Source organism: Halalkalibacter suaedae (assembly GCF_017939705.1).
Classification (GTDB): domain Bacteria; phylum Bacillota; class Bacilli; order Bacillales; family Bacillaceae_D; genus Halalkalibacter; species Halalkalibacter suaedae.
Window position 1 is genome coordinate 309,594 of record NZ_JAGKSQ010000005.1, and the last position, 22,477, is coordinate 332,070.

The 22,477-nt window shown below is 39.4% G+C and carries 21 protein-coding genes and 2 tRNA genes; 2 read left to right on the plus strand and 21 right to left on the minus strand.

Annotation, left to right across the window (positions count from 1 at the left end; all coding sequences use genetic code 11):
* Positions 1–14: 14 nt before the first annotated feature.
* From phnE to J7W16_RS14135, 5 genes are all read right to left on the minus strand, one after another.
* Complete coding sequence (gene phnE, locus J7W16_RS14115) at positions 15–812, minus strand: phosphonate ABC transporter, permease protein PhnE (protein ID WP_210597961.1); 798 nt, start codon at positions 810–812, stop codon at positions 15–17.
* On the minus strand, positions 805–1,656 hold the full coding sequence (gene phnC / locus J7W16_RS14120; RefSeq protein WP_210597962.1) for a phosphonate ABC transporter ATP-binding protein: 852 nt from the start codon (positions 1,654–1,656) through the stop codon (positions 805–807). The genes phnE and phnC overlap by 8 nt, the downstream gene beginning before the upstream one ends.
* A gap of 1 nt (position 1,657) precedes the next feature.
* Positions 1,658–2,590 carry a phosphate/phosphite/phosphonate ABC transporter substrate-binding protein gene (locus tag J7W16_RS14125; RefSeq protein WP_210597963.1) on the minus strand — a complete coding sequence of 311 codons (933 nt, stop codon included), beginning with the start codon at positions 2,588–2,590 and terminating at the stop codon, positions 1,658–1,660.
* 609 nt (positions 2,591–3,199) lie between these two features.
* A tRNA-Val gene (locus J7W16_RS14130) sits at positions 3,200–3,272 on the minus strand.
* 111 nt (positions 3,273–3,383) lie between these two features.
* Positions 3,384–5,111, minus strand: coding sequence for a PAS domain S-box protein (locus J7W16_RS14135; RefSeq protein WP_210597964.1), 1,728 nt, complete (start codon positions 5,109–5,111; stop codon positions 3,384–3,386).
* A 215-nt stretch (positions 5,112–5,326) separates the two neighbouring features.
* On the opposite strand from J7W16_RS14135, the gene J7W16_RS14140 reads away from it, so the two are divergent.
* Positions 5,327–6,562, plus strand: a complete 1,236-nt coding sequence (locus tag J7W16_RS14140; RefSeq protein ID WP_246880013.1) for a DNA polymerase IV — start codon at positions 5,327–5,329, stop codon at positions 6,560–6,562.
* An 84-nt stretch (positions 6,563–6,646) separates the two neighbouring features.
* Here J7W16_RS14140 and J7W16_RS14145 read toward each other — a convergent pair.
* The 10 genes from J7W16_RS14145 to bcd all read right to left on the minus strand — a co-directional run bounded on the left by J7W16_RS14145 (position 6,647) and on the right by bcd (position 16,426).
* Positions 6,647–6,721: transfer RNA gene (locus J7W16_RS14145), tRNA-Arg, on the minus strand.
* A gap of 69 nt (positions 6,722–6,790) precedes the next feature.
* Positions 6,791–7,150, minus strand: a complete 360-nt coding sequence (locus J7W16_RS14150) for a hypothetical protein (protein WP_210597966.1) — start codon at positions 7,148–7,150, stop codon at positions 6,791–6,793.
* A 181-nt stretch (positions 7,151–7,331) separates the two neighbouring features.
* On the minus strand, positions 7,332–7,754 hold the full coding sequence (locus J7W16_RS14155) for a BrxA/BrxB family bacilliredoxin (protein ID WP_210597967.1): 423 nt from the start codon (positions 7,752–7,754) through the stop codon (positions 7,332–7,334).
* Between the two features lie 177 nt (positions 7,755–7,931).
* Positions 7,932–9,098 (minus strand): metal ABC transporter solute-binding protein, Zn/Mn family, encoded by a 1,167-nt coding sequence (locus tag J7W16_RS14160; protein ID WP_210597968.1) that lies wholly within the window; start codon positions 9,096–9,098, stop codon positions 7,932–7,934.
* 188 nt (positions 9,099–9,286) lie between these two features.
* Complete coding sequence (locus tag J7W16_RS14165; RefSeq protein WP_210597969.1) at positions 9,287–9,757, minus strand: hypothetical protein; 471 nt, start codon at positions 9,755–9,757, stop codon at positions 9,287–9,289.
* A gap of 811 nt (positions 9,758–10,568) precedes the next feature.
* Positions 10,569–11,834: a dihydrolipoamide acetyltransferase family protein gene (locus J7W16_RS14170; RefSeq protein ID WP_210597970.1), complete on the minus strand. Its 1,266-nt coding sequence runs from the start codon at positions 11,832–11,834 to the stop codon at positions 10,569–10,571.
* 13 nt (positions 11,835–11,847) lie between these two features.
* Positions 11,848–12,831, minus strand: coding sequence for an alpha-ketoacid dehydrogenase subunit beta (locus J7W16_RS14175; protein WP_210597971.1), 984 nt, complete (start codon positions 12,829–12,831; stop codon positions 11,848–11,850).
* 15 nt (positions 12,832–12,846) lie between these two features.
* The gene (locus J7W16_RS14180) at positions 12,847–13,842 is read right to left on the minus strand and encodes a thiamine pyrophosphate-dependent dehydrogenase E1 component subunit alpha (RefSeq protein WP_210597972.1); all 996 of its coding nucleotides are present in this window, start codon (positions 13,840–13,842) and stop codon (positions 12,847–12,849) included.
* A gap of 20 nt (positions 13,843–13,862) precedes the next feature.
* The gene (gene lpdA / locus J7W16_RS14185) at positions 13,863–15,287 is read right to left on the minus strand and encodes a dihydrolipoyl dehydrogenase (RefSeq protein WP_210597973.1); all 1,425 of its coding nucleotides are present in this window, start codon (positions 15,285–15,287) and stop codon (positions 13,863–13,865) included.
* A 44-nt stretch (positions 15,288–15,331) separates the two neighbouring features.
* Positions 15,332–16,426 carry a branched-chain amino acid dehydrogenase gene (bcd, locus tag J7W16_RS14190; protein ID WP_210597974.1) on the minus strand — a complete coding sequence of 365 codons (1,095 nt, stop codon included), beginning with the start codon at positions 16,424–16,426 and terminating at the stop codon, positions 15,332–15,334.
* 247 nt (positions 16,427–16,673) lie between these two features.
* On the opposite strand from bcd, the gene J7W16_RS14195 reads away from it, so the two are divergent.
* Positions 16,674–16,919 (plus strand): DUF2627 domain-containing protein, encoded by a 246-nt coding sequence (locus J7W16_RS14195; RefSeq protein WP_210597975.1) that lies wholly within the window; start codon positions 16,674–16,676, stop codon positions 16,917–16,919.
* Between the two features lie 20 nt (positions 16,920–16,939).
* On the opposite strand, the gene J7W16_RS14200 is transcribed toward J7W16_RS14195, so the two are convergent.
* From J7W16_RS14200 to spoIVB, 6 genes are all read right to left on the minus strand, one after another.
* The gene (locus tag J7W16_RS14200; RefSeq protein ID WP_210597976.1) at positions 16,940–17,731 is read right to left on the minus strand and encodes a hypothetical protein; all 792 of its coding nucleotides are present in this window, start codon (positions 17,729–17,731) and stop codon (positions 16,940–16,942) included.
* Positions 17,728–18,393: a glycosyltransferase family 2 protein gene (locus J7W16_RS14205; RefSeq protein ID WP_210597977.1), complete on the minus strand. Its 666-nt coding sequence runs from the start codon at positions 18,391–18,393 to the stop codon at positions 17,728–17,730. The genes J7W16_RS14200 and J7W16_RS14205 overlap by 4 nt, the downstream gene beginning before the upstream one ends.
* Entirely contained in the window at positions 18,393–19,508 is a 1,116-nt protein-coding gene (gene steA / locus J7W16_RS14210; protein WP_210597978.1) for a putative cytokinetic ring protein SteA, read from the minus strand. The genes J7W16_RS14205 and steA overlap by 1 nt, the downstream gene beginning before the upstream one ends.
* Before the next feature lie 145 nt (positions 19,509–19,653).
* The gene (locus J7W16_RS14215) at positions 19,654–19,974 is read right to left on the minus strand and encodes a hypothetical protein (protein ID WP_210597979.1); all 321 of its coding nucleotides are present in this window, start codon (positions 19,972–19,974) and stop codon (positions 19,654–19,656) included.
* 161 nt (positions 19,975–20,135) lie between these two features.
* Positions 20,136–20,945: a sporulation transcription factor Spo0A gene (gene spo0A, locus J7W16_RS14220; RefSeq protein ID WP_210597980.1), complete on the minus strand. Its 810-nt coding sequence runs from the start codon at positions 20,943–20,945 to the stop codon at positions 20,136–20,138.
* 241 nt (positions 20,946–21,186) lie between these two features.
* Positions 21,187–22,473, minus strand: coding sequence for a SpoIVB peptidase (gene spoIVB, locus J7W16_RS14225; protein WP_210597981.1), 1,287 nt, complete (start codon positions 22,471–22,473; stop codon positions 21,187–21,189).
* Positions 22,474–22,477 lie beyond the last annotated feature (4 nt).

The window sequence follows — 22,477 nt, forward strand, 5'->3', positions numbered from 1 at the left end:
ATCCTCCCTCCTTACTAGACGAAACGTTTACGAATTGAATTGGTTACTAATTCTGTCAATAAAATAATCATGACAACCACAGCAATAATTGTAATTGCTTCTCCGTATTTGAATAAATTAATATTAGTATCAATTAAAACCCCTATTCCACCAGCCCCGACAAACCCTAATACGGCTGACGCTCTGACATTAATTTCAAAGGCAAATAATGTCCAATTAATCCATGCTGGAACAAACTGTGGGATGACACCATGAAACAAGATTTGAAAATATGATGAACCATTCGCTCGTAATGCCTCTAGTTTATCTTTAGAAATCTCATCAATTGATTCCGCATAGCTTTTACTTAGAAATCCAACTGTAACAAGAATCAATGCCAAAACCCCAACAATTCCACCAATCCCGAAAATATAAATCAATAGAGCCCCCCAAATAATAAAAGGAATGTTTCTTAAAATTGATACAAATCCACGAGTAATCACCCGTACTGTTTTAAATTTGTTGGTATTTTCTGAGATTAGTACCCCAAAAATAAACGCAAGAACTGTAGAAATATAGGTGGAGATGACTGCATATCCAAGTGTATCAACTACTGCCGGAATATATCGTTGTATATTCTCAGCGTTAGGTGGAAGAAATTTTTCAAAGAAAAACATGATAAAGTTTGGTAATCCCATGAGCATGTCGATGAAGGAAATTTCTAAATAATAGATCGAAAAGATCAACATAACCATAATGACTGTCACAATCACATAGGTTCTTTTGGAATCTCTTTGCTCGACTGGTATCTTATGAAGGCTTATGTTACTCATCGTTTTGCCCCACAGCCATTTTTTTGATCAGTCCTACCTGATTCTCCACCTCTGTACCAAACACATGCCCTCCCTCACCCTGAAGCTTCATTTGCGATTCTTTTCCTTCATATATATCTTTAATTAATTCATCTGTTAAATGAGATGGAGCTCCATCAAATACAACCTCACCTTGTTTGATCCCAATAATACGTGTAGCAAACTTCTTAGCGTAATCCACTTGGTGAAGATTCACTATACAAGTTAGCCGCTTTTCTTGAGAAATCGTATGGAGCTGCTGCATCACGATATTGGCTGAGAGAGGATCTAGTGAAGCAATCGGTTCATCCGCAAGCAACAATTTAGGCCTCTGTAAAATCGCACGACAAATCCCTACCCTTTGCATTTGGCCCCCTGAAAGTTCATCTGCTCGTTTATAAATTTGATCTTGAAGCCCCACTTTCCTAAGAAGTTCAACAGCTTCCTTCTTATCTTCATAGGGATAAAGTCCAAACAAACTCCTGTATAAAGGAATATTACTTAACTGGCCATGGAGCACATTTTTAATCACATTTGTTCTACCAATCAAGTTATAATGTTGAAAGATCATCCCAATTTTAGATCTTTCTTTTCTTAATTTCCGACCAGTTAATTTCTCCAGAGGCTGTCCATCGAAAATAATTGCTCCTTCCGACGGGTCCACAATTCGATTGATGCAACGAATAAAGGTAGACTTCCCAGCACCAGATGGACCGATAACAACAATGAACTCACCTGGATAGAAATCTAACGAAATTCCTTTCAAAGCTCTTGTATCTTTTCCATAAATTTTCCCTAAATTTCTTATTGATAATAGTGGCTTCATTTTATTCTTCTTCCTCTAGAGCATTGATAGCTTCTAGCATCTCAATCGTAGGATCATAGTAGTCTGGTTCTGTCGCTACAAAACGAGCACTCGGATCATTATGAACCGCTTCAAAATATTCTTCATTTTCAAACGATAGAAACGCATCTCTTAAAGCTGTTTTAAAATCCTCAGGTAAATCCTCACGAATAATATAAGAGGCATCAGGAATATTCTGTGTCCGGCCAACAATTTTAAAATCGTCTTCTTTAAGACTTCCTGCTTCAACCATCATATCTAGCACACCAACAGCCACTGCCGCCGCATCAAAATCCCCCATCACTACACCCATTACACTGTTTGGCTGAGATTCAGAAAACGTAACATTTTCAAAAAAGTATCCTGATTGCTCAACTAAATCCGGGTCCAGATCGAACTCTTGGACCAAACTTCCCTTTGGATAAAGATAACCAGAAGAAGAAGCTGCATTTACAAATGCAAAGTTCTTTCCTTTTAAATCGTCCATGCTATTGATTTTTTCATTATCTCCTTTTGTAATAAATGCAGTGTAATATTCATAGTCTGCAATTTGAGGAGTAACTAATAATTCAGCACCTGCAACTCGTTTTGCTTGATAATAGCTCATTGGACTAGCAAGCATAATATCTAAATTCCCACTCGCTAATGCTTCAATTCCAACAGCATAGCTGCCACCTTCATATTCTTTTACTTCAACACCTAATTCTTTAGCAAGATGCTCTCGCAATTCAGTATGCATAGAAGCTGCATTAGGATTGTTTTCATTTGGCATTTGAACGAGTGCCAGTTCTTCCGGCCATTCATTATTCGCTGTATCAGCGGAAGTAGAAGTTGATGCACTCTCACCATTTCCACACGCTGCTAAGGCAGATACAAGCCCTACTGTTAAAAAAATTTTTGATAATTTAATCATCATTTTTTGACATCTCCTTTTCAAAGTAAATTTAATAATCAGCTGAATCACTTACTTTTTACAACTCTTAAAAACTTTGAACTTCTCTCTTTACGCAATATTTAAATTCCTTCTAATATCTCCTCACCTCAACGGTATTCAAGTTGTATACAAGTTATAATATACAGGTGAATTTTTAAACTGTTATTTACCTGACGTAAAAGTTAAGTTAATATTCGTGAAGAAATTGTAAATCTGTGGTAATGACTCAGATCATTACTAGAGGGGGAGAAGCACTTTACAGAGAATTTTATTTTTTTGGGCGGTTGCTGATTTAGGTTTTACTATGAGTTACGCATAGCTCTAGGGATAATGAAACATGTTAGTGAGAACCTTCCGTCAAAATGCATCAAGAAAAAAATTTTATATTAACCTCTATTAAAAACGATTTAATCCTTAGTAAACAAAAAAACGTGGGTCCTCTCTAAGTGAGAACCCACGTTTTAAAAACGGTTATGTGTGATGTTAGTTTTGGCTGATTCGTCGTCAAGATGTCGGCATTACACTTGTGAAGTAAAGCTAATGGGAAGAAGACAAAAAGAAAAACCCTTGTTATACAAGAGTTTTAGGGTATGACCCGTATTGGGATCGAACCAATGACCTCCACCCTGTCAAGGTGGCGCTCTCCCAGCTGAGCTAACGGATCAAGATGTAATATATACTTTCGACATTCATTATTTTATAAGAAATATTGAATGAAGTCAATATGTATTTCATTCTTTTTTTAAAAAACATTCCTCCCCCCTTTCAAGATCCGCTAGCTTGCGGTATCATCTGGATTTCCACCAAATAGACTTAGTTGTGTGTCGATCATTGGTAGATTGATTGTAACGACCGTTCCTTCATCTAAATGACTATTGATTTTAATTGTTCCATGATGATTTTCAATAATCTTATAACAAACCATTAAGCCGAGACCGATTCCTTTTCCTTTAATTGAGTAGAATGGTTCCCCTAGCTTCTTTACTTGATCGATATGCATTCCGCAGCCATTGTCCCTAATTTCGGCAATGAGTTCATTATTTTCAACGGAGATTTCTACTTCTATCGTCCCTTCGTCCTCTAATGCCTCCACTGAATTTTTTAGAAGATTGATGAATACTTGCTTCATCTGATGTCTAACACATTCAAATGCAGTTGTCTCAACACCTTTTAGCACAAGGGTAGCACTTTTCATTAATGCTTCGTTTTCTATAACTTTGAAGCTTTCCTCGATAATGTCTTTGAGAAAGACCGTTTCTGCTTTTAACGAACGTGGCCTAGCGACAAGTAGTAATTCTTCGACAATATCATCAATTTGTTTCAATTCCTCGCTTATAATACTTTGATATGGCTCTAGTTTTTGACCAGTGATTTCCAAAAATCCTTTAACTGTTGTAAGCGGATTACGAATTTCATGGGCGATCCCTGCAGCTAGCTCGCCAATGACCTCCATTTTCTCAGCCTTACGCCGTAGCTCTTCCTTTTCTTGAATCTTTGTCAGATCACGGGCAACGATCACAAATGATTTGATGCTGCCATAAAGACCAATAACAGGAGTCGCTCTACCTTCAAATAACTGATAGCTTCCGTCCGCTCGTTTTTTGCGGTACATCAGACCATCACAGGCTTTTCTTGTCGTTCTCATTGTACGGAAAATTTCTTGAATCCTTCGACGATCATGTGGATGAATATAATCAAGGTAATTTCTTCCGACTAATCGATCTGGGTTATAGCCGAGAATATGCTCATGTGATTTTGAGACCAACCGATAGAAGCCTGTCGGATCTACCAACGCTATGACATCAAATGAATTCTCAACAATTGTTTTGTATTGGTTTTCATTATCAAAAAATAAGTCCTTATATTGAATTTCTTCCTTAATAATACCGTAAAGGCACACGACTTTATTGTCTTCAATTATCGGAACAGCCATGACATAAATATGCTTTAATTGACCATATGCCTTTACTGTCGCTCGAAATGTTTGGATTTCTCCTGTGAGTGCCTTTTGAAAGTACGTTTCGATTGCTGCTCTTTCCTCTTCAAGTGGGAGCAGGTGCTCATAGTGTAATCCGCTCACGATCTCACTCTTCTGCCCTAGCAACTCCAATGCTTTCTCATTTAATTCTATGAAACAGCCATCAGGTCCCAACAAAAAGATCGCATCCTTGCCTTGCATAAAATAGGTGAGATAATGAAAGTCATCTTTTTCTTCTTTTAATTGAATAAGTGTGTAAGCTAGACTCTCTCCATCAAGGATTGTTCTGGCGTCTGCTTGAACCTGACCAGATAAGATCGTCTCTTCTTCTAGGTATAGTGCTGGATTTGCTATTGTATCAGTTATTTCCGTTAGAGAAATAACTTGAGAGATTTCTTTTGCTTTATCATTCATTGCTGCTATTTGGCCTTTTTCCTTGGCTTTATCCCAGACGTAGAGCATTGTCGCCGTCTTCATATCATCAATCATTTGGTGAAATACATTGATTTGTGCCTCAGGATTCATATCATCATTCCTCTCTAGCGATTGATCATATATACCTATAATCCTCTCTATACAAAGTTCGACAATTCTAAGCTTAACCCTTTTATTGATTGACCATATTCATATGAGATTTGACTTTTCATTCTTATGACCTAGTTCCATACATTACCTTTGAAATCGAATGTTCGTTCTTATATAATTATAACACAAACATACGTTCTATAAAAAGGGGTATCTTGATGAAACAAACGATTTTTCTAATTGATATGGAATCATTTTATGCTTCAATTGAAAAAAACTTTTACCCTGAGTCACGCGGACGACCAACTGTCGTCTCAGGAGATCCGAAACGGCGAAGTGGGGTTATTCTTGCCGCATGTCCCATTGCTAAATCCTACGGTATTAAAAATGCCGAGCGCTTATGGGAAGCTGAACAAAAATGTGATCACCTATTTATTATCAAACCAAAAATGGAGACATACGTGAATGTATCTGTCCAAATTACCGCTATCCTTAAACGCTTCACAGATTTAGTTGAGCCTTACTCCATTGACGAACAATTTATGGATGTTACAGGCACTTTGCATCATTTCTCTTCTACTCAGGAGTTAGCTCTGACGATTCAAGAAACCATTATGGCTGAGACAGGGGTTTTTGCAAGAATTGGCATAGGTGAGAACAAACTTCTTGCGAAGATGGCCTGTGATCGTTTTGCCAAAAAAAGCAAAACTGGCTTATTTACGTTACGATTAGCGGATGTTGAATCAACGATGTGGCCATTGCCAATTAAATCGCTATTTGGCGTAAGCGGACGGATGGAGCGTCATTTTCATAACATGGGTGTGCGAACAATTGGACAATTAGCACAAATGCCACTCGAGCGCCTAAAGCAGAAATGGGGCATTCCTGGTCATGTATTATGGCTTAATGCTCATGGAGAAGATAGCTCAACAGTTCAGGTGATGTCACTTCAAGGTGAGAAGGGGATTGGACACGCGATGACTCTTCCTCGTGATTACCATAGCTTAACAGAAATTAAAGTCATTCTGCTTGAGCTTTGCGAAGAGGTTGCTTCAAGAGCCCGTGCTGCCCACCAAGTCGGTGAAACAGTGAAGGTCTTTGCCAAAGGGGCAAATTATGATTTACCGAGTTCTTTTTTACGTCAACGCCCATTACCAACCCCAACAAACTATGGCATGGATTTATTCGATGTCGCTGTACCTCTATTTATTCAATTTTGGGATCAGCAGCCCGTTCGCCAACTCGGGATAACATTAACCAAGTTAAGCTCCGATCACGCTCGACAATTAAGTTTGTTTGAAACAAATTGGGAAGAGAAGGACAAAATTGGAGAGGCAATGGATGCAATTAATTTACGATACGGAAAGGCTTCTATCATCCGTGCCTCATCACTCACACAAGCAGGTCAAGCAACTGAAAGAGCGAAGAAAATTGGCGGCCACTATATTTAAAAAAGGCAAAAGGGATCTAAAAAGTGTTACACCTTTTTAGATCCCTTTTATCATTTTATAAAAACAAGTGATAATATATGTACTTGGCGCGCCTAGTAGGACTCGAACCTACAACGCAAGAATCGGAATCTTGAATGATATCCCTTTCACCATAGGCGCATAACGACCTATTCTAATCTAACGCAAGAGAGAACATAAGTCAAACTCTTTTCTCTCTTGCATCGATTCTTAAGCTTTAGTAGCTGGTGTTCCTTCTTCTAGCATTTCATTAAAACGCTCACTAATATCTTCTTCAGAGTAACCAGCCTCACCAAGACGTGATGCAAGATTTTTAGCCCACAACTCTAAACGTTGAGCCATCTTTGCATACTTTTTCGCTTCAGGTCCTTTTCCTCTTGAACGACCTTCTGCATTGGACATTACATTCTCAACGATGAATAAACTTTTCCAGACCATTTCTTCATCTAAAGATTCACTTTGCTCTCCTAATTGATCAAGAACTTGCTTATAATACGAGCTAAACTCTTTAAATGAAATTTCCTCATCCATATTTAGATACACTTGAATTTGTTCATATAACGCTTGCATGTCATGCACTCTCCTTTTTTTACGTATTTCGCATTATACCATATTTTACTTTCAGGTGCAGATGCCATATCAAAAATAGCTCAGAATAAAAAGCGTAAGGCCACTGAAGAAAGGTGATATCACACCTTTTTCAGTGGCCTCTAAAGGAATGTTGCCCTTTAAGCTTTTAGTCTTTCTCCTATTAACAATGCTCATCGAAAGCTTTTTCAAGTTTTTGAACAACCTGAATTGGTTCATGACCCTCGATCTCAAAGCGTTCAACCATTGTAATAATCTTCCCGTCCTTTAACAAGGCAAATGATGGAGAAGACGGTGCATAGCCTTCAAAGAAATCTCTAGCTCTTGCTGTTGCTTCCTTATCTTGTCCTGCAAATACCGTCACAAAACGGTCAGGAGTTTTGTCATAGTTCTTAACATAGGCAGCAGCCGGACGAGCAATCCCGCCAGCACATCCACATACTGAGTTAACCATCACAAGCGTTGTCCCCTCTTGTTTAACAATCTCCTCTACCTCTTCAGCTGTTGTTAATTGCTGATAACCTGCTTCTACCATCTCTTGACGTGCCACTTGAACAACATCATTCATAAAGAAATTAAATTCCATTCTTTTTTCCACCTTTCATAAACAATCGCGTACCCTTATTGTAACCCCTTTTTTTTATAAAACCAATGTATAAGTCCCAAAAGGCGTAACTTTCTAATTTTGTGAGTAACGAAAAATCCTGTAATATTGGCATACAGGATTTTTCGTTAAATAAACTATTTGAATTGATCTGTAATTTTACTTTAGAGCCATTTCTAACGCTTCAATGTTTTTACGCATTAGTGAAAAATAATCTTCATTATTACTGACATCTTCCTCAACTAATGCTTCTAGGTTATGAAGATATAATGTCTCGGCACCAACTTCTTCTTGAACAACTTCAGCAAGCTTTGTTGGTATGTTTTGCTCAAGCATTACATAGTTAAGATCATATTCTTGTGCATAATTAATAATTTCCTCAAGCTGTTTTTGAGACGGCTCCTCCGTTGGTGACATACCCGAAATACCGATTTGCTCTAATCCATAACGCTCTTCCCAATAGCCATATCCAGCATGTGATACAAGAAACGTTTTCTTCGAAGAAGCATCTACCATTGCTTGGAAATCAGCATCAAGTGCTTCAAGATCAGCTTTCAACGAATTAAAATTATCTGTGAACGTTTGTTCCTGTTCTGGCATCAGCTCAACTAGAGCATTTTTTATATTCTCTGCAAGAGTGATTGCCAAAATCGGGTCGATCCATAAGTGCGGGTCTTCATCATGACTATGAGCATGTGCTTCCTCTTCCTCATGAGCGTGTGCTTCCTCTTCCTCATGAGCATGTGCTTCCTCTTCCTCGTGAGCATGTGCTTCCTCTTCCTCATGAGCATGTGCTTCCTCTTCCTCGTGAGCATGCGCTTCCTCTTCCTCATGAGCATGTGCTTCCTCTTCCTCATGAGCATGTGCTTCCTCTTCCTCATGAGCATGTGCTTCCTCTTCCTCGTGAGCGTGTGCTTCCTCTTCAACTGACTCACTATCTAGTAACGAAATTCCTTCAGATGCCTCAACGACTGCTACATCTTCATTTTCAAGTGTAGCAATTACTGCATCAGCAAACCCTTCAAGTCCGGCACCATTATAAATAAATGCATCACCTTCAGCTACTTCAATCATTTCTTTCGCTGTTGGTTCAAATGTGTGAGCATCTGAACCAACTGGTACTAGATTTGTCACATTAACAAACTCTCCACCAATTTTAGTAGCAAAATCTTCTAAAGGATAAATCGTCGTATATAATTGCAATTGCTCTACATCTGTATTTGCCTCTTCGGCTGGTGTTGATTCCTCCACTTCAGAACTACCACAGGCAGCCAGAAAAGCAGAAACAACAAGTAGAATAGGTAGTATTCGATATGTAAATTTCATAACAATCCCCTTTCGAAATGATTACGTTTTATCACAATTATGAATTATATCGGAATCGTTCCTATTTGTAAACAAAAATAACGGAATTTAGCTATCAGAATTCTGAATCCAGCTAATGACTAACTAATTCAAAGCAAAAGATGGTTCAAAAGGTTGCGAAATACCTTTTGAACCATCCTTTCAACCAGTTATGAACTGGTTTTCATATTTAATCTTACTTTATAGTGTTCATTGAGCTGGTTATATTGATCAAACAGTTTCGGAAGAAGAGAACGTAATTGTTCCTCATCTCGTTTCTCTACTGCAAGTCTGAATGATTCTTGTAACTGACGATGCTTCTCTAACCACTCATCCCCGATACTGCTTTCCTGTTCAATCTCACCACGTTTTTTGGCTTCATTTAATTTTTTACGCAGTAGGTCTCGCTCTTTTTTTATCTCACGCCACTTCTCTATTTCGTCTGGTGCATATTTTTCAGCAAGCAACTCGTAATAGAAATCAAGATGGACTTTAACTTCTTTTCTAACTTGCATTTCGCACTGCTGGCAGCTTTGCTCCTCATTTATTTCCTCTGCTTGAACAGGTGAAAAAACCGTTATTGCTAGGACGAGCAAACAAACAAATTGTCCAACAAGAAACAACTGATGAAAACGTTTCATGAACTGGTCACCCTTTCCTCATGGTTAGTTATAGCGTAACCAATGAAACGACCAAACATGTAAATAAAAAGAAATGAAAGAAACTCCAAAACCAATACTTCTCCTCTAGTAAAGCTTTGGAGCTTCTTACATGTCCTAAACTCTTCAAATCATAGAAAAACCGCCTCTGAGAAATGATTCACAGAACGCGGTTTATGTAATATCGTCTATTTTTCGATTGTTCTCAAGACTCATCTCAGTTCATAGCCCCTATGGGAAAACTTCATCTACTGGACAGATTAACAGTCATAATAGATAAACTTATGTACTAAAGAAGCCTAGGAATTCATTAGTCTTCAGATGAGTAGGTAATTTGATCCACATCTCACCTCTAACTAAGCGGACGGGATGGGTGGGCCGACTCCTGCAGGACATAAGGGCAATATGGAATTCCACCGGCAGAGCCGGTTAGTTCCATGCCCTCCGGCGGGTTTGTGCCCCCCATCCCGGTAGCGGAGTCGATGCTGTATTATGGCAATTCTCACTAATACCCAACTGTCCGGCAATAATCTACAGGCTGGGACATAACTAAAGTGTATAACTGTATTACCGAAGAAAGCACTCATATAGCGGATGAAATATACGTAGACTCCTGCGGGATACAAAAGCCAAAGGTGAGACCCCACAGGCGTAGCCGAGGAGGCTCACCAGCTTCCCGCGGAAAGCGAAGTATATTTCAGGAGCGGTTTAAGTCCGCCACCTATCATTGTTCGGATTTGCTTTTAGTTAAATCACTTTTGTTCTAGTAGATATCATCCCCGAATTGAAGCTTTCAATAAACAGAAGTCGTTTCAGCTGAGGTTTTTTCAAGGATTCCCTTCACTCTAGCAAGAAACTTACCACAAATTAACCCATCTAATACTCGATGATCAAGCGAGAGGCAGAGGTTAACCATGCTACGAATAGCAATCATATCTCCTGCGTCACTTTCAATCACGACAGGACGTTTCACAATCGATTCAACAGACAGGATAGCAGCCTGTGGTTGATTTAAGATTGGTGTAGACAGGATAGAACCGAAAGAACCTGTGTTATTAACAGTAAATGTCCCACCCTGCATATCGGAGCCTGTCATTTGTCCACTTCTTACTTTTTTCGCAAGATCTTGGACATCTCGACCAATCGCTTTAATCGATTTATCATCAGCATTCTTAATAACTGGCACATATAAGGCATCTTCTGTTGCGACCGCAATTGAAATGTGAACATCCTTCTTCTGAATAATCTTATCCCCTGCCCAAATCGCATTGACTTGTGGGAATTCCTTTAAGGCTTCAACAGCTGCCTTAATAAAGAAAGGAAGGAACGTTAAGTTAAAGCCTTCTTTATCCTTGAATTCACCCTTTATTTTATTACGATAGTTGACAAGATTTGTGACATCTACCTCAACCATCATCCAAGCATGAGGAGCTTCCTGCTTACTTTTAACCATATTAGCAGCAATTGATTTACGTACCCCTGATACAGGAATTTCCTTGTCACCGACTAGAGATTGAGATCGTTCAACAGCAGGAGAGCCTAAATTATTCTCTACCACTTTCTGTTCTGCAACTGGCTTCTTAGGTTCAACAGGAGAGACGGAAGGAACACCTTGATCAATTAGCTTTTGGAGATCCTTGCGTGTAATCCGACCACCTTTTCCAGAACCGGATACTTGTTCAAGATCAATCTCGTGCTCTGAAGCCATTCGAAGTACAGCAGGGGAATAGCGTCGTTTTTGTGAATCATCCCCAACAGATTGTTCATTGGTCACGATAGACTCGGACTTTTGAAGTGAATTGTCAGGTTGAACAACCTCCCCTTCAACATCGATTGTACAAATCGGCACACCAACTTCAACCGTTTCATCCTCTTGGACAAGAAGTTCTTTGATAGTACCTGAAAAAGAAGACGGGACTTCTGCATTCACTTTATCTGTCATCACTTCAGCAATTGCTTCATACTTTTTAACAACTTGCCCCGGTTCGACGAGCCATTTACTAATTGTTCCCTCTGTTACACTTTCACCGAGCTGAGGCATTTTCATTTCCGTTGCCATATCCGTTCCCTCCTTAAAATTCAGCTAATTCCCGCATTGCTTTTTCTACTTTATCAGGATTAATCATAAAGTATTTTTCCATCGGCGGGGCGTACGGCATTGCCGGTACGTCTGGACCAGCTAAACGTTTAATTGGGGCATCTAAATCAAAAAGACAATGCTCAGCAATGATTGCTGCCACTTCCCCCATGATACTACCTTCTTTATTCGCTTCTGTTACAAGTAAAACTTTACCAGTCAAGCGAGCAGCCTCGATAATTGCTTCTTGGTCCAATGGATAGACGGTTCGTAAATCAAGAATATGAACAGAGATGCCATCCTGTTCTAGTCTTTCTGCGGCTTGAAGGGCGAAATGAACAGACAAGCCATATGTAATGACCGTGATATCCGTACCCTCTTTTTTCACATCTGCTTTTCCAATTGGCAGAGTATAATCATCATCTGGAACTTCACCTTTAATTAGGCGATACGCACGCTTATGTTCAAAAAAGAGCACTGGATCATTGTCGCGAATTGCTGCTTTTAATAACCCCTTCACATCATAAGGTGTTGATGGCATAACAATCTTTAATCCTGGAACATTAGCAAACAGAGCCTCCACTGATTGAGAATGGTATAGAGCACCATGAACTCCACCACCGTAAGGAGCTCGAATGACAATTGGGCAATTCCAATCATTATTTGAGCGGTAGCGTATTTTAGCTGCTTCCGAAACAATTTGATTGACTGCTGGCATAATAAAATCAGCAAATTGCATTTCCGCTACTGGACGCATCCCATACATCGCTGCTCCAATTCCGACACCAGCAATCGCTGATTCTGCAAGCGGTGTATCAATGACACGTTGTTCTCCAAATTGTTCATACAAACCGTTTGTCGCTCTGAAAACACCACCTCGTGCACCAACATCCTCACCAAGAACAAACACCTTTTCATCTCGTTCCATTTCTTCCTTCAATGCAAGAGTAACTGCATCAATATATGAAATTATAGCCATTGTATACCCTCCTTTCTAACGATCCTCATAGACATGTTGCAAAGCGTGCTCTGGATCTGCAAATGGTGCTTGTTCTGCATAATCCGTCGCTTCATCAATTTCTTTCGTTAAACGCTTTTTCATTTCATCAAGACGTTCCTCTGTAAGCACACCCTCATTACGTAAATAATCAGCAAACGTAATAATTGGATCAAGTCTTTTGGCCTCTTCGACTTCCTCACGTGCACGGTACGCACGGTCATCATCATCACTTGAGTGTGGTGTTAAACGATAACAAATCGTTTCAATAAGTGTTGGACCTTCGCCGTTCAGACCACGCTCACAAGCCTCTTTCACAACCTCATATACAGCTAATGGATCATTACCATCAACAGTGAAACCAGGCATCCCATATCCTATCGCTCGATCTGAAACATTTTTACAAGCAAGTTGTTTTTCAAGCGGAACCGAAATCGCATATTTATTGTTTTCACACATGAAAATAACCGGTAATTTATGAACTCCAGCAAAGTTAGCTCCTTCGTGGAAATCTCCTTGGTTTGAAGAACCTTCACCAAAAGTGGCAAATGTCATAAACTTCTTGTTTTCAAGTCGTCCACCAAGTGCAATCCCAACAGCATGTGGCACCTGTGTTGTAACAGGAGATGATCCTGTTACGATGCGATTTTTCTTTTGTCCAAAGTGACCAGGCATTTGTCTCCCACCTGAATTAGGATCCTCTGCTTTTGCAAAGGCAGATAACATAATATCCTGCACCGTCATTCCAAATGTTAAGACAACACCCATATCACGATAGTACGGCAAAATATAGTCATTTTCCCGGTCAAGAGCAAACGCGGCACCGACTTGTGCTGCTTCCTGACCCTGACATGAAACAACAAAAGGAATTTTTCCAGCACGGTTCAGCAACCACAGACGCTCATCTACCATACGAGCTAATAACATTTTTTCATAAATATCTAAAACCATTTGGTCGGTTAGACCAAGGGCTTGATGTCGATTTTCACCCATTTTCATAAACCTCCTTCTTATTACGAATGAATCGCTTTACCATCAATCGCAAGTGCGGCTTCTCCTAAAATCTCAGAGAGCGTTGGATGGGGATGAATCATTTCGGCTACCTCAAAATGAGCAGCATCCAATAATTTAGCTAGTCCCGCTTCTGAAATAAGATCAGTAACATTCGGCCCGAGCATATGCACACCGATTAAATCTTGATTCGCTGCATTGACGATGACTTTGACAAATCCATCCGTTTCTCCAAAAACAAGGGCCTTCCCAATCGCCTTAAAAGGAAACTTAGCCACTTTCACTTGATACCCCTGCTCTACTGCTTCTGCTTCGGTTAGACCCACACTGGCCATCTCAGGGGCACTATAGATACATTTAGGTACGGTAGTATAATCAATCGGTACAGGATTCTTCCCAGCCAAGTGATCGACTGCCAAAATCCCTTCATGAGAAGCGACATGGGCAAGCTGAAGTCCACCGATGACATCGCCAATTGCATAAATATGAGATTCCTTTGTCTGATTATATTTATTAACAGAGATTACACCACGGTCTAGCTCAATATCCGTGTTATCAAGGCCAATATCATTCACGTTCGCCACACGCCCAATCGAAAGCAGGAGCTTTTCAGCTTCAAATTGCTCGACTGTTCCATCACACTCCACCTGAATTTGAAGACCGTTTTCATTGGTTTGGATTGTATCTGGACGTATAGTAGCATTTGTCACTATTTTTATTCCTTTTTGCTTCAACAACCTTGCTGCCTCTTTCGCAATATCGCGATCTTCAGTTGGCAGCAATGTCGGTCCGAACTCTAGTATGGTTACATCCACTCCGAAATCAGCGAACATCGAGGCCCATTCTACCCCAATGACTCCACCACCAACAATTAACATCGAGGATGGTAACTCAGTTAACTTAAGTGCTTCTTCAGACGTTAATACATATGTACCATCCACTTCAAGTCCTTCTAGAGTGCGAGGGGATGAGCCTGTTGCAATGATGACATATTTCGGAATAAGCATTGAATTTTCTTCGCCATCCGTTCGTTCAACAGAGATCGTCCCAGGAGAAGGTGAGAAAATCGACGGTCCTAAAATACGTCCTCTTCCATAAAAGACATCGATCTTCCCTTTTTTCATCAGCTGCTGTACACCGCGGTAGAGTTGGTCAACAATCGTTTCCTTTCGATTTTGAACTTGCTCAAAATCTAGCTCTACTTGTCCTGTTTTCACACCGAATTGGGCAGCTCTTTTCGTTGTCGCAAATACTTCTGCACTCCTTAGCAAAGCCTTACTAGGAATGCACCCTTTATGTAAACATGTTCCACCAAGCTTTTCCTTTTCAACGACTGCTACTTTCAAACCATATTGTGCAGCTCGAATGGCTGCGACATATCCGCCTGTTCCTCCACCTAAAATGACAAGATCATATTCTTCAGCCATAGCTGCCTCCTTAAATAAAAACCTGTGCTCGTCCTCATCTTTATTTAACGACGAGATAAAATATGATGACCATCTTTTAGAAATTGACGACGTGACCGACTCATGCGTTCAATTCTTTCCTCAGCCATTCGATCTGCAGCTTTGAAAGTAGGAATTTGGTCGCGTTTGGCAATAGCAAAAACATCATCAAGATTTTGGTAAATTCCTTCAACCTTCTTCAACGCACGCTCTGCATTATAGCCTTTTAGTTCATCAGCAATATTAATAACTCCACCTGCATTAATAATATAATCCGGTGCGTAGACAATTCCTAGCTCATGAATCAGATGGCCATGACGATCTTCTTTTAATTGGTTATTAGCCGCTCCTGCAATGACCGTTGCTTTTAAGCGTGGAATTGTTTGATCATTAATAATTCCACCAAGTGCACATGGTGCAAAAATATCACAATCAACTCCATAAATTTCGTCAATATTGACTGCCTTTGCATTAAAATCATTGACAGCACGTTCAACCGATTCCTTATTAATATCTGTTACAACTAAGGCAGCACCTTCTTCGCTTAGATGCTTACATAAGTGGTAAGCTACATTCCCTACCCCTTGTACAGCAACCGTTTTGCCAGAAAGATCATCTGAACCAAATGCTTCCTTCGCTGCCGACTTCATACCTACATAGACCCCGTATGCTGTAACTGGGGACGGATTACCTGAAGATCCAAATGCAGGAGAAATCCCTGCAACATAATCAGTTTCCTCATAGATTAAATCCATGTCCTGTACCGTTGTCCCAACATCTTCTGCTGTAATATAGCGACCATTTAACCCTTGAATATAACGACCGAATGCTCTAAACATTTCCTCATTTTTATCTTTCCGAGGATCACCTATAATGACAGTTTTGCCACCGCCAAGATTTAGACCGGCCGCTGCATTTTTGTAAGTCATGCCTTTAGCAAGACGGAGAGCATCTTCAAAAGCATCTGCTTCATTCTCATATGTCCACATTCTTGTTCCCCCAAGTGCTGGGCCAAGAGTTGTGTCATGGATGGCAATAATCGCCTTTAACCCGGATTGCTTATCCTGACAGATAACTACTTGTTCATAATCATATTGTTCCATGTACGTAAATAATTCCATAACTGGTCACTTCCTTATCGTAATCTATAGGTGTGAGGCGATGCCCCTTTTAGGTCACAGTCCAACTTCCATTTTATCTTATGTGAGTTCTACTCTCCAATTTTAATACTTGGTCTTAAAGGTTACTTTTAAATTCTCTTTTCTTCAACTATTACGCAAATGACACAAAAATGCAACCACTAACATGTACACAGTTAATAAATTCAGCTAAAATGTATATATGTATAATAAGAAAGAGGTTTAAAAAATGGGACGGTTTATTGCTTTAATGATTTTAGTCATTCCAGGAATTATAGCAGGATATGGAATTAAGCTGATGAGAGACACCCTTTTTCAGATTGTGAATAGTCCATTTACTTCCTTAACATTACAATTTGTCATTGGTTTTATTCTATTTCTAGCTGGACTAAGCTTCATCGGTGGCTTTATATTCTATCGGGATAAAAAGAACGGGAAGATTGCCCCACGATTTTCAAAAAGAAAAGGTGACTAATGTTGACGAATGTCAATTAGTCACCTTTTGCTTATTCCGATTTGATCGATATACCTTAGCACCCGAACCCTCTCAATTAAAGCAGAGAAAGATTTCTTCTCGGCTAACAAAATAAAGAAAGCAACAATACCAATGATCCCTATTTGAATTAGCAGTGACGTATGATGAATAAACACAACCGCAAATATCGCTCCAATTACTGTTGCTCCATTATCGCCAAGCATTGCTTTTTTATGACCTTCAAGAATAAATAATAGATAAAATATAGTCAAAAGAATAATCACAAACGTAAAAGGTGGTACTGGTAAGATCACCATTAGAAATGCTGATAAAACAAAAGCAACTTTCCAGACTCTAAGTGGACGTGTATCAAATAAATTCATCATATGTGGTAATCCTGTCAATAAAAGAAATGCAGCTAATCCAGCTAAAAACTCAGTTTGCTCACTCCATACAAAGATGAGAGCTATAACCATTGTTCCAACTGCTTTTAAAAGACCTGTTGTTACCGAACGATGTTTGATCGAATGAAATAGATGCCCCTTTAAGCCCTTTGGAAATGGACTTCCGTATGCATCATCAATGAAGCCAAGAACCCATATTGTTAGAATATAGATAAACGCCATCAGATTTAACGATGGTATCAACGCAGGTGGAAACGCAAATAGGACAGCATAACTGTATACAACGACTACTCCTAAATTATAAGGAATCTTCCTGCCTTGATAATTTTCTACAGAGAGGTCCAGCGAGTGAAAGGCAATCATACTTAAATAGGCAATTATTGGCATTGTAAGTAGAAACACAATCATGAGCCCGCACCTCTCAGCTGTTTTTCAATTTCAATCCATTGCTTTAAGCGATGATAAAAACCTCTAATCGATTTCCCCATCTCCCTATGAGTCATCGTTGTCGGGACCTCTAAAAAGGTTGCCCCAGCATTAAGCAAATCAATCGTCATTTGTGCCTCAATCCCAAACCCGACATACTTTCTCTCAATTAGAAAAGGAAGCCATTTGCGATGAAAAACTCGTTGACCTGACAGGGGGGCCTGAAGATGCTTCCCTGTTTTTTGATAGACAAGTGATTGGACTCTTCTCTTAACGATACCCATGCCTGCTTTTTTTCCTGGTGAGATCATAGAGATCGTTAAGTCCACTTGCTTATTTAGAACTGGTGCAAGCAAACGACGTACTTCCACAGAACTCTCTCCTAAATCGGCATCTAAGCAAGCTATATAGTCTCCCTCAGCTTCTTTCCACCCTTTCTGAAGGGCTTGTCCTTTTCCTTCGTTTCGATTAAGCACAACTAGCTTGTCTGCATACTGACTTGCAATCCTTTTGGTTTCATCAATGCTACCATCATCAACAACAATAATTTCACTATTTCTTAGTTGCAGGTTCTTGAGGCTCTTCAGCGTTTGTTCGATTCGGTCTGATTCATTATAGGCAGGTATCACAATTGACAAGTTCATTACAACACCTCTTTCTTTTTCCAAGATGGAATCCTTTCTTGGAAAAACGTTTGAATCATCGAAATGATTGATGGCTTTTCAAAACGACTTAGCCCGAAAACAGGCAAAGTGGGCTTTGAATATAATTGATGAATTCCTTTAAGGTCTGTAATACGTTCACCAGCCTGCATTCTCGCAAGCCAAGTTGCCCCCATTCCAGCTCTTCCCTTTTCTAAAAACTCGGTCATCCCTGTTCGACAACCAATTAGAAATAGTTTCCTTGCATCAGACCAGAACGCAGCTGTTAAAGCAACATCTTCACTAGTACCAACAAAACGAATTAATTCTGCTTCAATCCCCATTTTCATTAATCGATCTTTCCCAGGTGAACGGCCATTAGGATGTTGATGACAAATAAGTGTGGCTCCACAGTTAAGTGTTTTTTCACTGATTGAATCCATGTCCCCAACAATAAAATCCGGACAAATTCGATATTTCATCAAACCATCAGCTGCCCCATCTACCGCAATGACGATCGACTGTTTTCTTTTTAGTGTAGGATAAAGTGCTTTTATGTCCTTTTCATAATCCGTATTTCTAGCAACAATGAACACCGTTTCACCGCGTAATTTTTTCAGTGGAATTGGAAGTACTGGCTTCTCTTTAAACCAATCACACTCTTGACTAGCATAATGAAGTGTATTTTTAACAAAATCCTCAAATTGATTAGGATAATTGGTTATAGCCAAGCTTTCTTTCCTTTTAATGACGTGATCATCATATGACAGTAATTCTGCAACACATTCGGTTTCTCCATCTTTTTCAACATATAACCCGTTTTGATAAATAAATGCCTGCTCCCCTTTATAAGGAGAATCCCTATTGAAAATAGATATAATATCAAAGACCGCAATGCCTGCCTTTAAAAGCGTTCTCACATGCCTTTGTGTATACTTCCCACTCATTGATGTTTTCGCATTAATTACAGCCTTTACCTTTGCTTGAATTAAGCCATTTACAGCGACACCATCTAAGTCTTCATGCCATAAATAAACAATACTTTTCTTAGGAAGGTATTGAAGTAATTTTTTTGTCTGCTTATGTTCATAAATAGGACCTTTTATGACTTCAAACATGTTATAACCCTCTTTATACCGTTTGGTCATAATATGAACCATTTCGAGCTTTTTTATGAATGTTAAACGAAAATAGAGAATGCCTTATAAGGGGAAATCTCCCTTTTAAAGACATTCTCTATTTGACTTCTTCAATAATCAAAAGTTACTTCAGTTGATTATCTCTGCTTGCCATTGCTGTCGCTTGAGCTTGCTGAACCTGCTGTTGCGCTTGAGCAACTTGTTGTTGCTCTTGACTCACTTTGTTTTGAGCTTGTTGGAGCTGTTGACCTACTTGCTGTAATTGCTGCTGAGCCTGCTGTAGCTCTTGGTTTTCAGTTTGAAATTGTTGCTGTGCTTGTTGAACAGCTTGCTGTGCTTGTTGCATTTGCTGCGGACTTGAAACTTGTTGAAGTGCTTGTTGAGCCATTTGCAAAGCTTGCTGCGCCTGTTGTAACTGCTGTTGCTGTTGGTTAGATTGTGTCATCTTTTAAATGCCTCCCAAGGAAATTTTGGATCGCTCCAATGTTAGAGTGCCTAGCATCAGAGCAATTTATCCCGACAAAACAAAAAAGCATTTCCCTTTAATAATGGAAATGCTTCGCCAGAATTCAGTTATTCCTTCGTTGGATCCGAATCCTTACCCTTTCATGAGACCTTATGCTCAATCCTTAATTTATCAGCAACCATAGCGATAAACTCACTATTCGTTGGCTTAGCTTTTGAGTGACTAACCGTGTATCCAAATAAGCTAGAGATCGAATCAATATTTCCACGACTCCATGCAACTTCAATCGCATGTCTAATCGCTCGTTCTACCCGGCTAGAGGTCGTGTTAAATTTCTTAGCAATGTCTGGATATAATACTTTTGTGATTGAACCCAATAATTCAATATCATTATAAACCATTGTGATGGCTTCTCTTAAATACATATATCCCTTAATATGTGCCGGAACACCAATTTCATGAATAATACTAGTAATACTAGCATCTAGGTTTTGACCGCCACCACGCGCCTCCAATTGATGGGTCGATGATAAATATGAAGATTGATTAGATGAGGGCTGTAAAAATGATTTCTTTTGCCCACTGACTTCGCGAATGTTAGAGATTAATACTTCCATATCAAACGGCTTCAATACGTAGTAAGATGCTCCTAAGTCAACAGCTTTCTTTGTTACATCTTCTTGACCAAAAGCAGTTAACATAATAATGTTGGGTTTCTTAGTCAGATTTAATGCATTCATTCTCTCAAGCACAGCTAGACCGTCTAGATGTGGCATGATGATATCTAAGATAAGAACATCTGGCTGTTTCTCCTCGATCAATGTTAAACATTCCTGGCCATTATAAGCTGTCCCAATCACTTGCATATCATTTTGAGCCGAAATATATTCATTTAGTAAGTTTACTAACTCACGATTATCATCGGCAATACACACCTTTACTTTTTGCACAAAAAATCCCCCTCAGTTTCCAGTTGTTATGTCCTTATAAACTTTTCGACATAGAGCCAGTATATCCTTTTATTTTTTTGTTTTTATTTATTTTTTTTATCTTTTCTAACGTTTTCTTTCATTTACTGCTAATTTCGACCAGTTTCGATATTTGACAAAAGATAAAGCTTATTTTTGTCGAAAAATCTTTATTTCTAGTCCATCATATCAGACTTTTCACAAAAAAAGAAGTCAAAACGATTTAACTCGCTTTGACTCCATTTTTATTAGAAAAGTCCGTTACACCAGCTTCATCTAACATCCAGCTTATATGACATCCATATCCTGAAGTGGGGTCATTTACAAAGACATGTGTAACAGCACCAATAATTTTTCCATCTTGAATAATGGGGCTTCCACTCATCCCTTGAACAATTCCACCAGTCGCTTCAAGAAGTCTAGGATCAGTCACCTTGATCACCATGCCCTTTGTTGCTGGTTGTTTCTGCGGAACAGAACTCACGATTTCAATATCAAATTCTTCAACCTCTTCACCCTCAACAACTGTCAAAATCTTGGCTGGACCTTCCTTAACATGTGTTGATAAAGAGATCGGCATTTTCTCGTCCCGAACATTATTTTTCAGATCAGCATGCTTTAGCGTTCCAAAAATGCCAAACGAGCTATTTTTTTCAATCGTTCCAAGCACATCGCGTTGATTTGATAAACTGGCAAGCTTTTCACCAGGATCACCATTGCTACCTTTTTCAATTGATGTCACAGAGGATCGAATAATCTGTCCATCATGAACGACAATTGGCTTTTGTGTATCGACATCTGATATCACATGACCTAAAGCTCCATATTTTCCCGATTCAGGATCATAAAACGTTAAGGTTCCAACACCTGCTGCTGAATCGCGAATATATAGCCCCATTCGGTAAGAATGTTCTCCTTTTGCCTTAAGCGGCTGGAGTTCTTTTTCGAAAACTTTTTTCTCACGCTTAACCTTGATTGCTAACTTTCGATTTTCTTCACCAGCTGCTTGGACATATTCCCCAACTTGACTCATGCGTTGAATTTCATGTCCGTCAATATGAGTTATCATATCTCCAACTTCAATTCCAGACACTTCCCCGGGGGAATTACTACCATCCTCTGTTTCAATAAGGTGATGTCCGACCACAAGGACACCTTCAGTATTTAACTTGACCCCAATCGACTGACCGCCAGGAACGACTTCCTTTTTAGGCAGAACATCCACATCAATTGATTTTACTGGAAAATTAGCTACTTCCATTGATACATTCTGCTGTGTTGATTCACTATTACTTCTCATGCCCTGAAAAGTATCTGCGGTTGGTGCTGTAGAAACTGAAATTGCTTTTAGTGATTGTGTTGCTTCAACGATCGGTGTCATATCACCTTCAAATACAGTCATACTTGTCGGAATTGTAACCCATTCACGTACATCCTCCGAAAATCCTACACTCATGACAAGTAAAAAAAGAATGACACCTATTGATTTTCTAATTGTTTCGCCTCTCATCACT

What these genes read in the sequence shown, in the direction of transcription:
- J7W16_RS14200 (WP_210597976.1), bottom strand. Translation starts at nt 17,731, where the DNA reads ATGATTGTGTTTCTACTTACAATGCCAATAATTGCCTATTTAAGTATG.
- J7W16_RS14155 (WP_210597967.1), bottom strand. Translation starts at nt 7,754, where the DNA reads ATGGAATTTAATTTCTTTATGAATGATGTTGTTCAAGTGGCACGTCAA.
- J7W16_RS14215 (WP_210597979.1), bottom strand. Translation starts at nt 19,974, where the DNA reads ATGACACAATCTAACCAACAGCAACAGCAGTTACAACAGGCGCAGCAA.
- bcd (WP_210597974.1), bottom strand. Translation starts at nt 16,426, where the DNA reads ATGGAATTATTTACGTACATGGAACAATATGATTATGAACAAGTAGTT.
- J7W16_RS14195 (WP_210597975.1), top strand. Translation starts at nt 16,674, where the DNA reads ATGGGACGGTTTATTGCTTTAATGATTTTAGTCATTCCAGGAATTATA.
- J7W16_RS14205 (WP_210597977.1), bottom strand. Translation starts at nt 18,393, where the DNA reads ATGAACTTGTCAATTGTGATACCTGCCTATAATGAATCAGACCGAATC.
- spoIVB (WP_210597981.1), bottom strand. Translation starts at nt 22,473, where the DNA reads ATGAGAGGCGAAACAATTAGAAAATCAATAGGTGTCATTCTTTTTTTA.
- J7W16_RS14125 (WP_210597963.1), bottom strand. Translation starts at nt 2,590, where the DNA reads ATGATGATTAAATTATCAAAAATTTTTTTAACAGTAGGGCTTGTATCT.
- phnE (WP_210597961.1), bottom strand. Translation starts at nt 812, where the DNA reads ATGAGTAACATAAGCCTTCATAAGATACCAGTCGAGCAAAGAGATTCC.
- J7W16_RS14180 (WP_210597972.1), bottom strand. Translation starts at nt 13,842, where the DNA reads ATGGGTGAAAATCGACATCAAGCCCTTGGTCTAACCGACCAAATGGTT.
- J7W16_RS14160 (WP_210597968.1), bottom strand. Translation starts at nt 9,098, where the DNA reads ATGAAATTTACATATCGAATACTACCTATTCTACTTGTTGTTTCTGCT.
- steA (WP_210597978.1), bottom strand. Translation starts at nt 19,508, where the DNA reads ATGTTTGAAGTCATAAAAGGTCCTATTTATGAACATAAGCAGACAAAA.
- J7W16_RS14150 (WP_210597966.1), bottom strand. Translation starts at nt 7,150, where the DNA reads ATGCAAGCGTTATATGAACAAATTCAAGTGTATCTAAATATGGATGAG.
- J7W16_RS14165 (WP_210597969.1), bottom strand. Translation starts at nt 9,757, where the DNA reads ATGAAACGTTTTCATCAGTTGTTTCTTGTTGGACAATTTGTTTGTTTG.
- J7W16_RS14175 (WP_210597971.1), bottom strand. Translation starts at nt 12,831, where the DNA reads ATGGCTATAATTTCATATATTGATGCAGTTACTCTTGCATTGAAGGAA.
- J7W16_RS14170 (WP_210597970.1), bottom strand. Translation starts at nt 11,834, where the DNA reads ATGGCAACGGAAATGAAAATGCCTCAGCTCGGTGAAAGTGTAACAGAG.
- phnC (WP_210597962.1), bottom strand. Translation starts at nt 1,656, where the DNA reads ATGAAGCCACTATTATCAATAAGAAATTTAGGGAAAATTTATGGAAAA.
- J7W16_RS14135 (WP_210597964.1), bottom strand. Translation starts at nt 5,111, where the DNA reads ATGAATCCTGAGGCACAAATCAATGTATTTCACCAAATGATTGATGAT.
- lpdA (WP_210597973.1), bottom strand. Translation starts at nt 15,287, where the DNA reads ATGGCTGAAGAATATGATCTTGTCATTTTAGGTGGAGGAACAGGCGGA.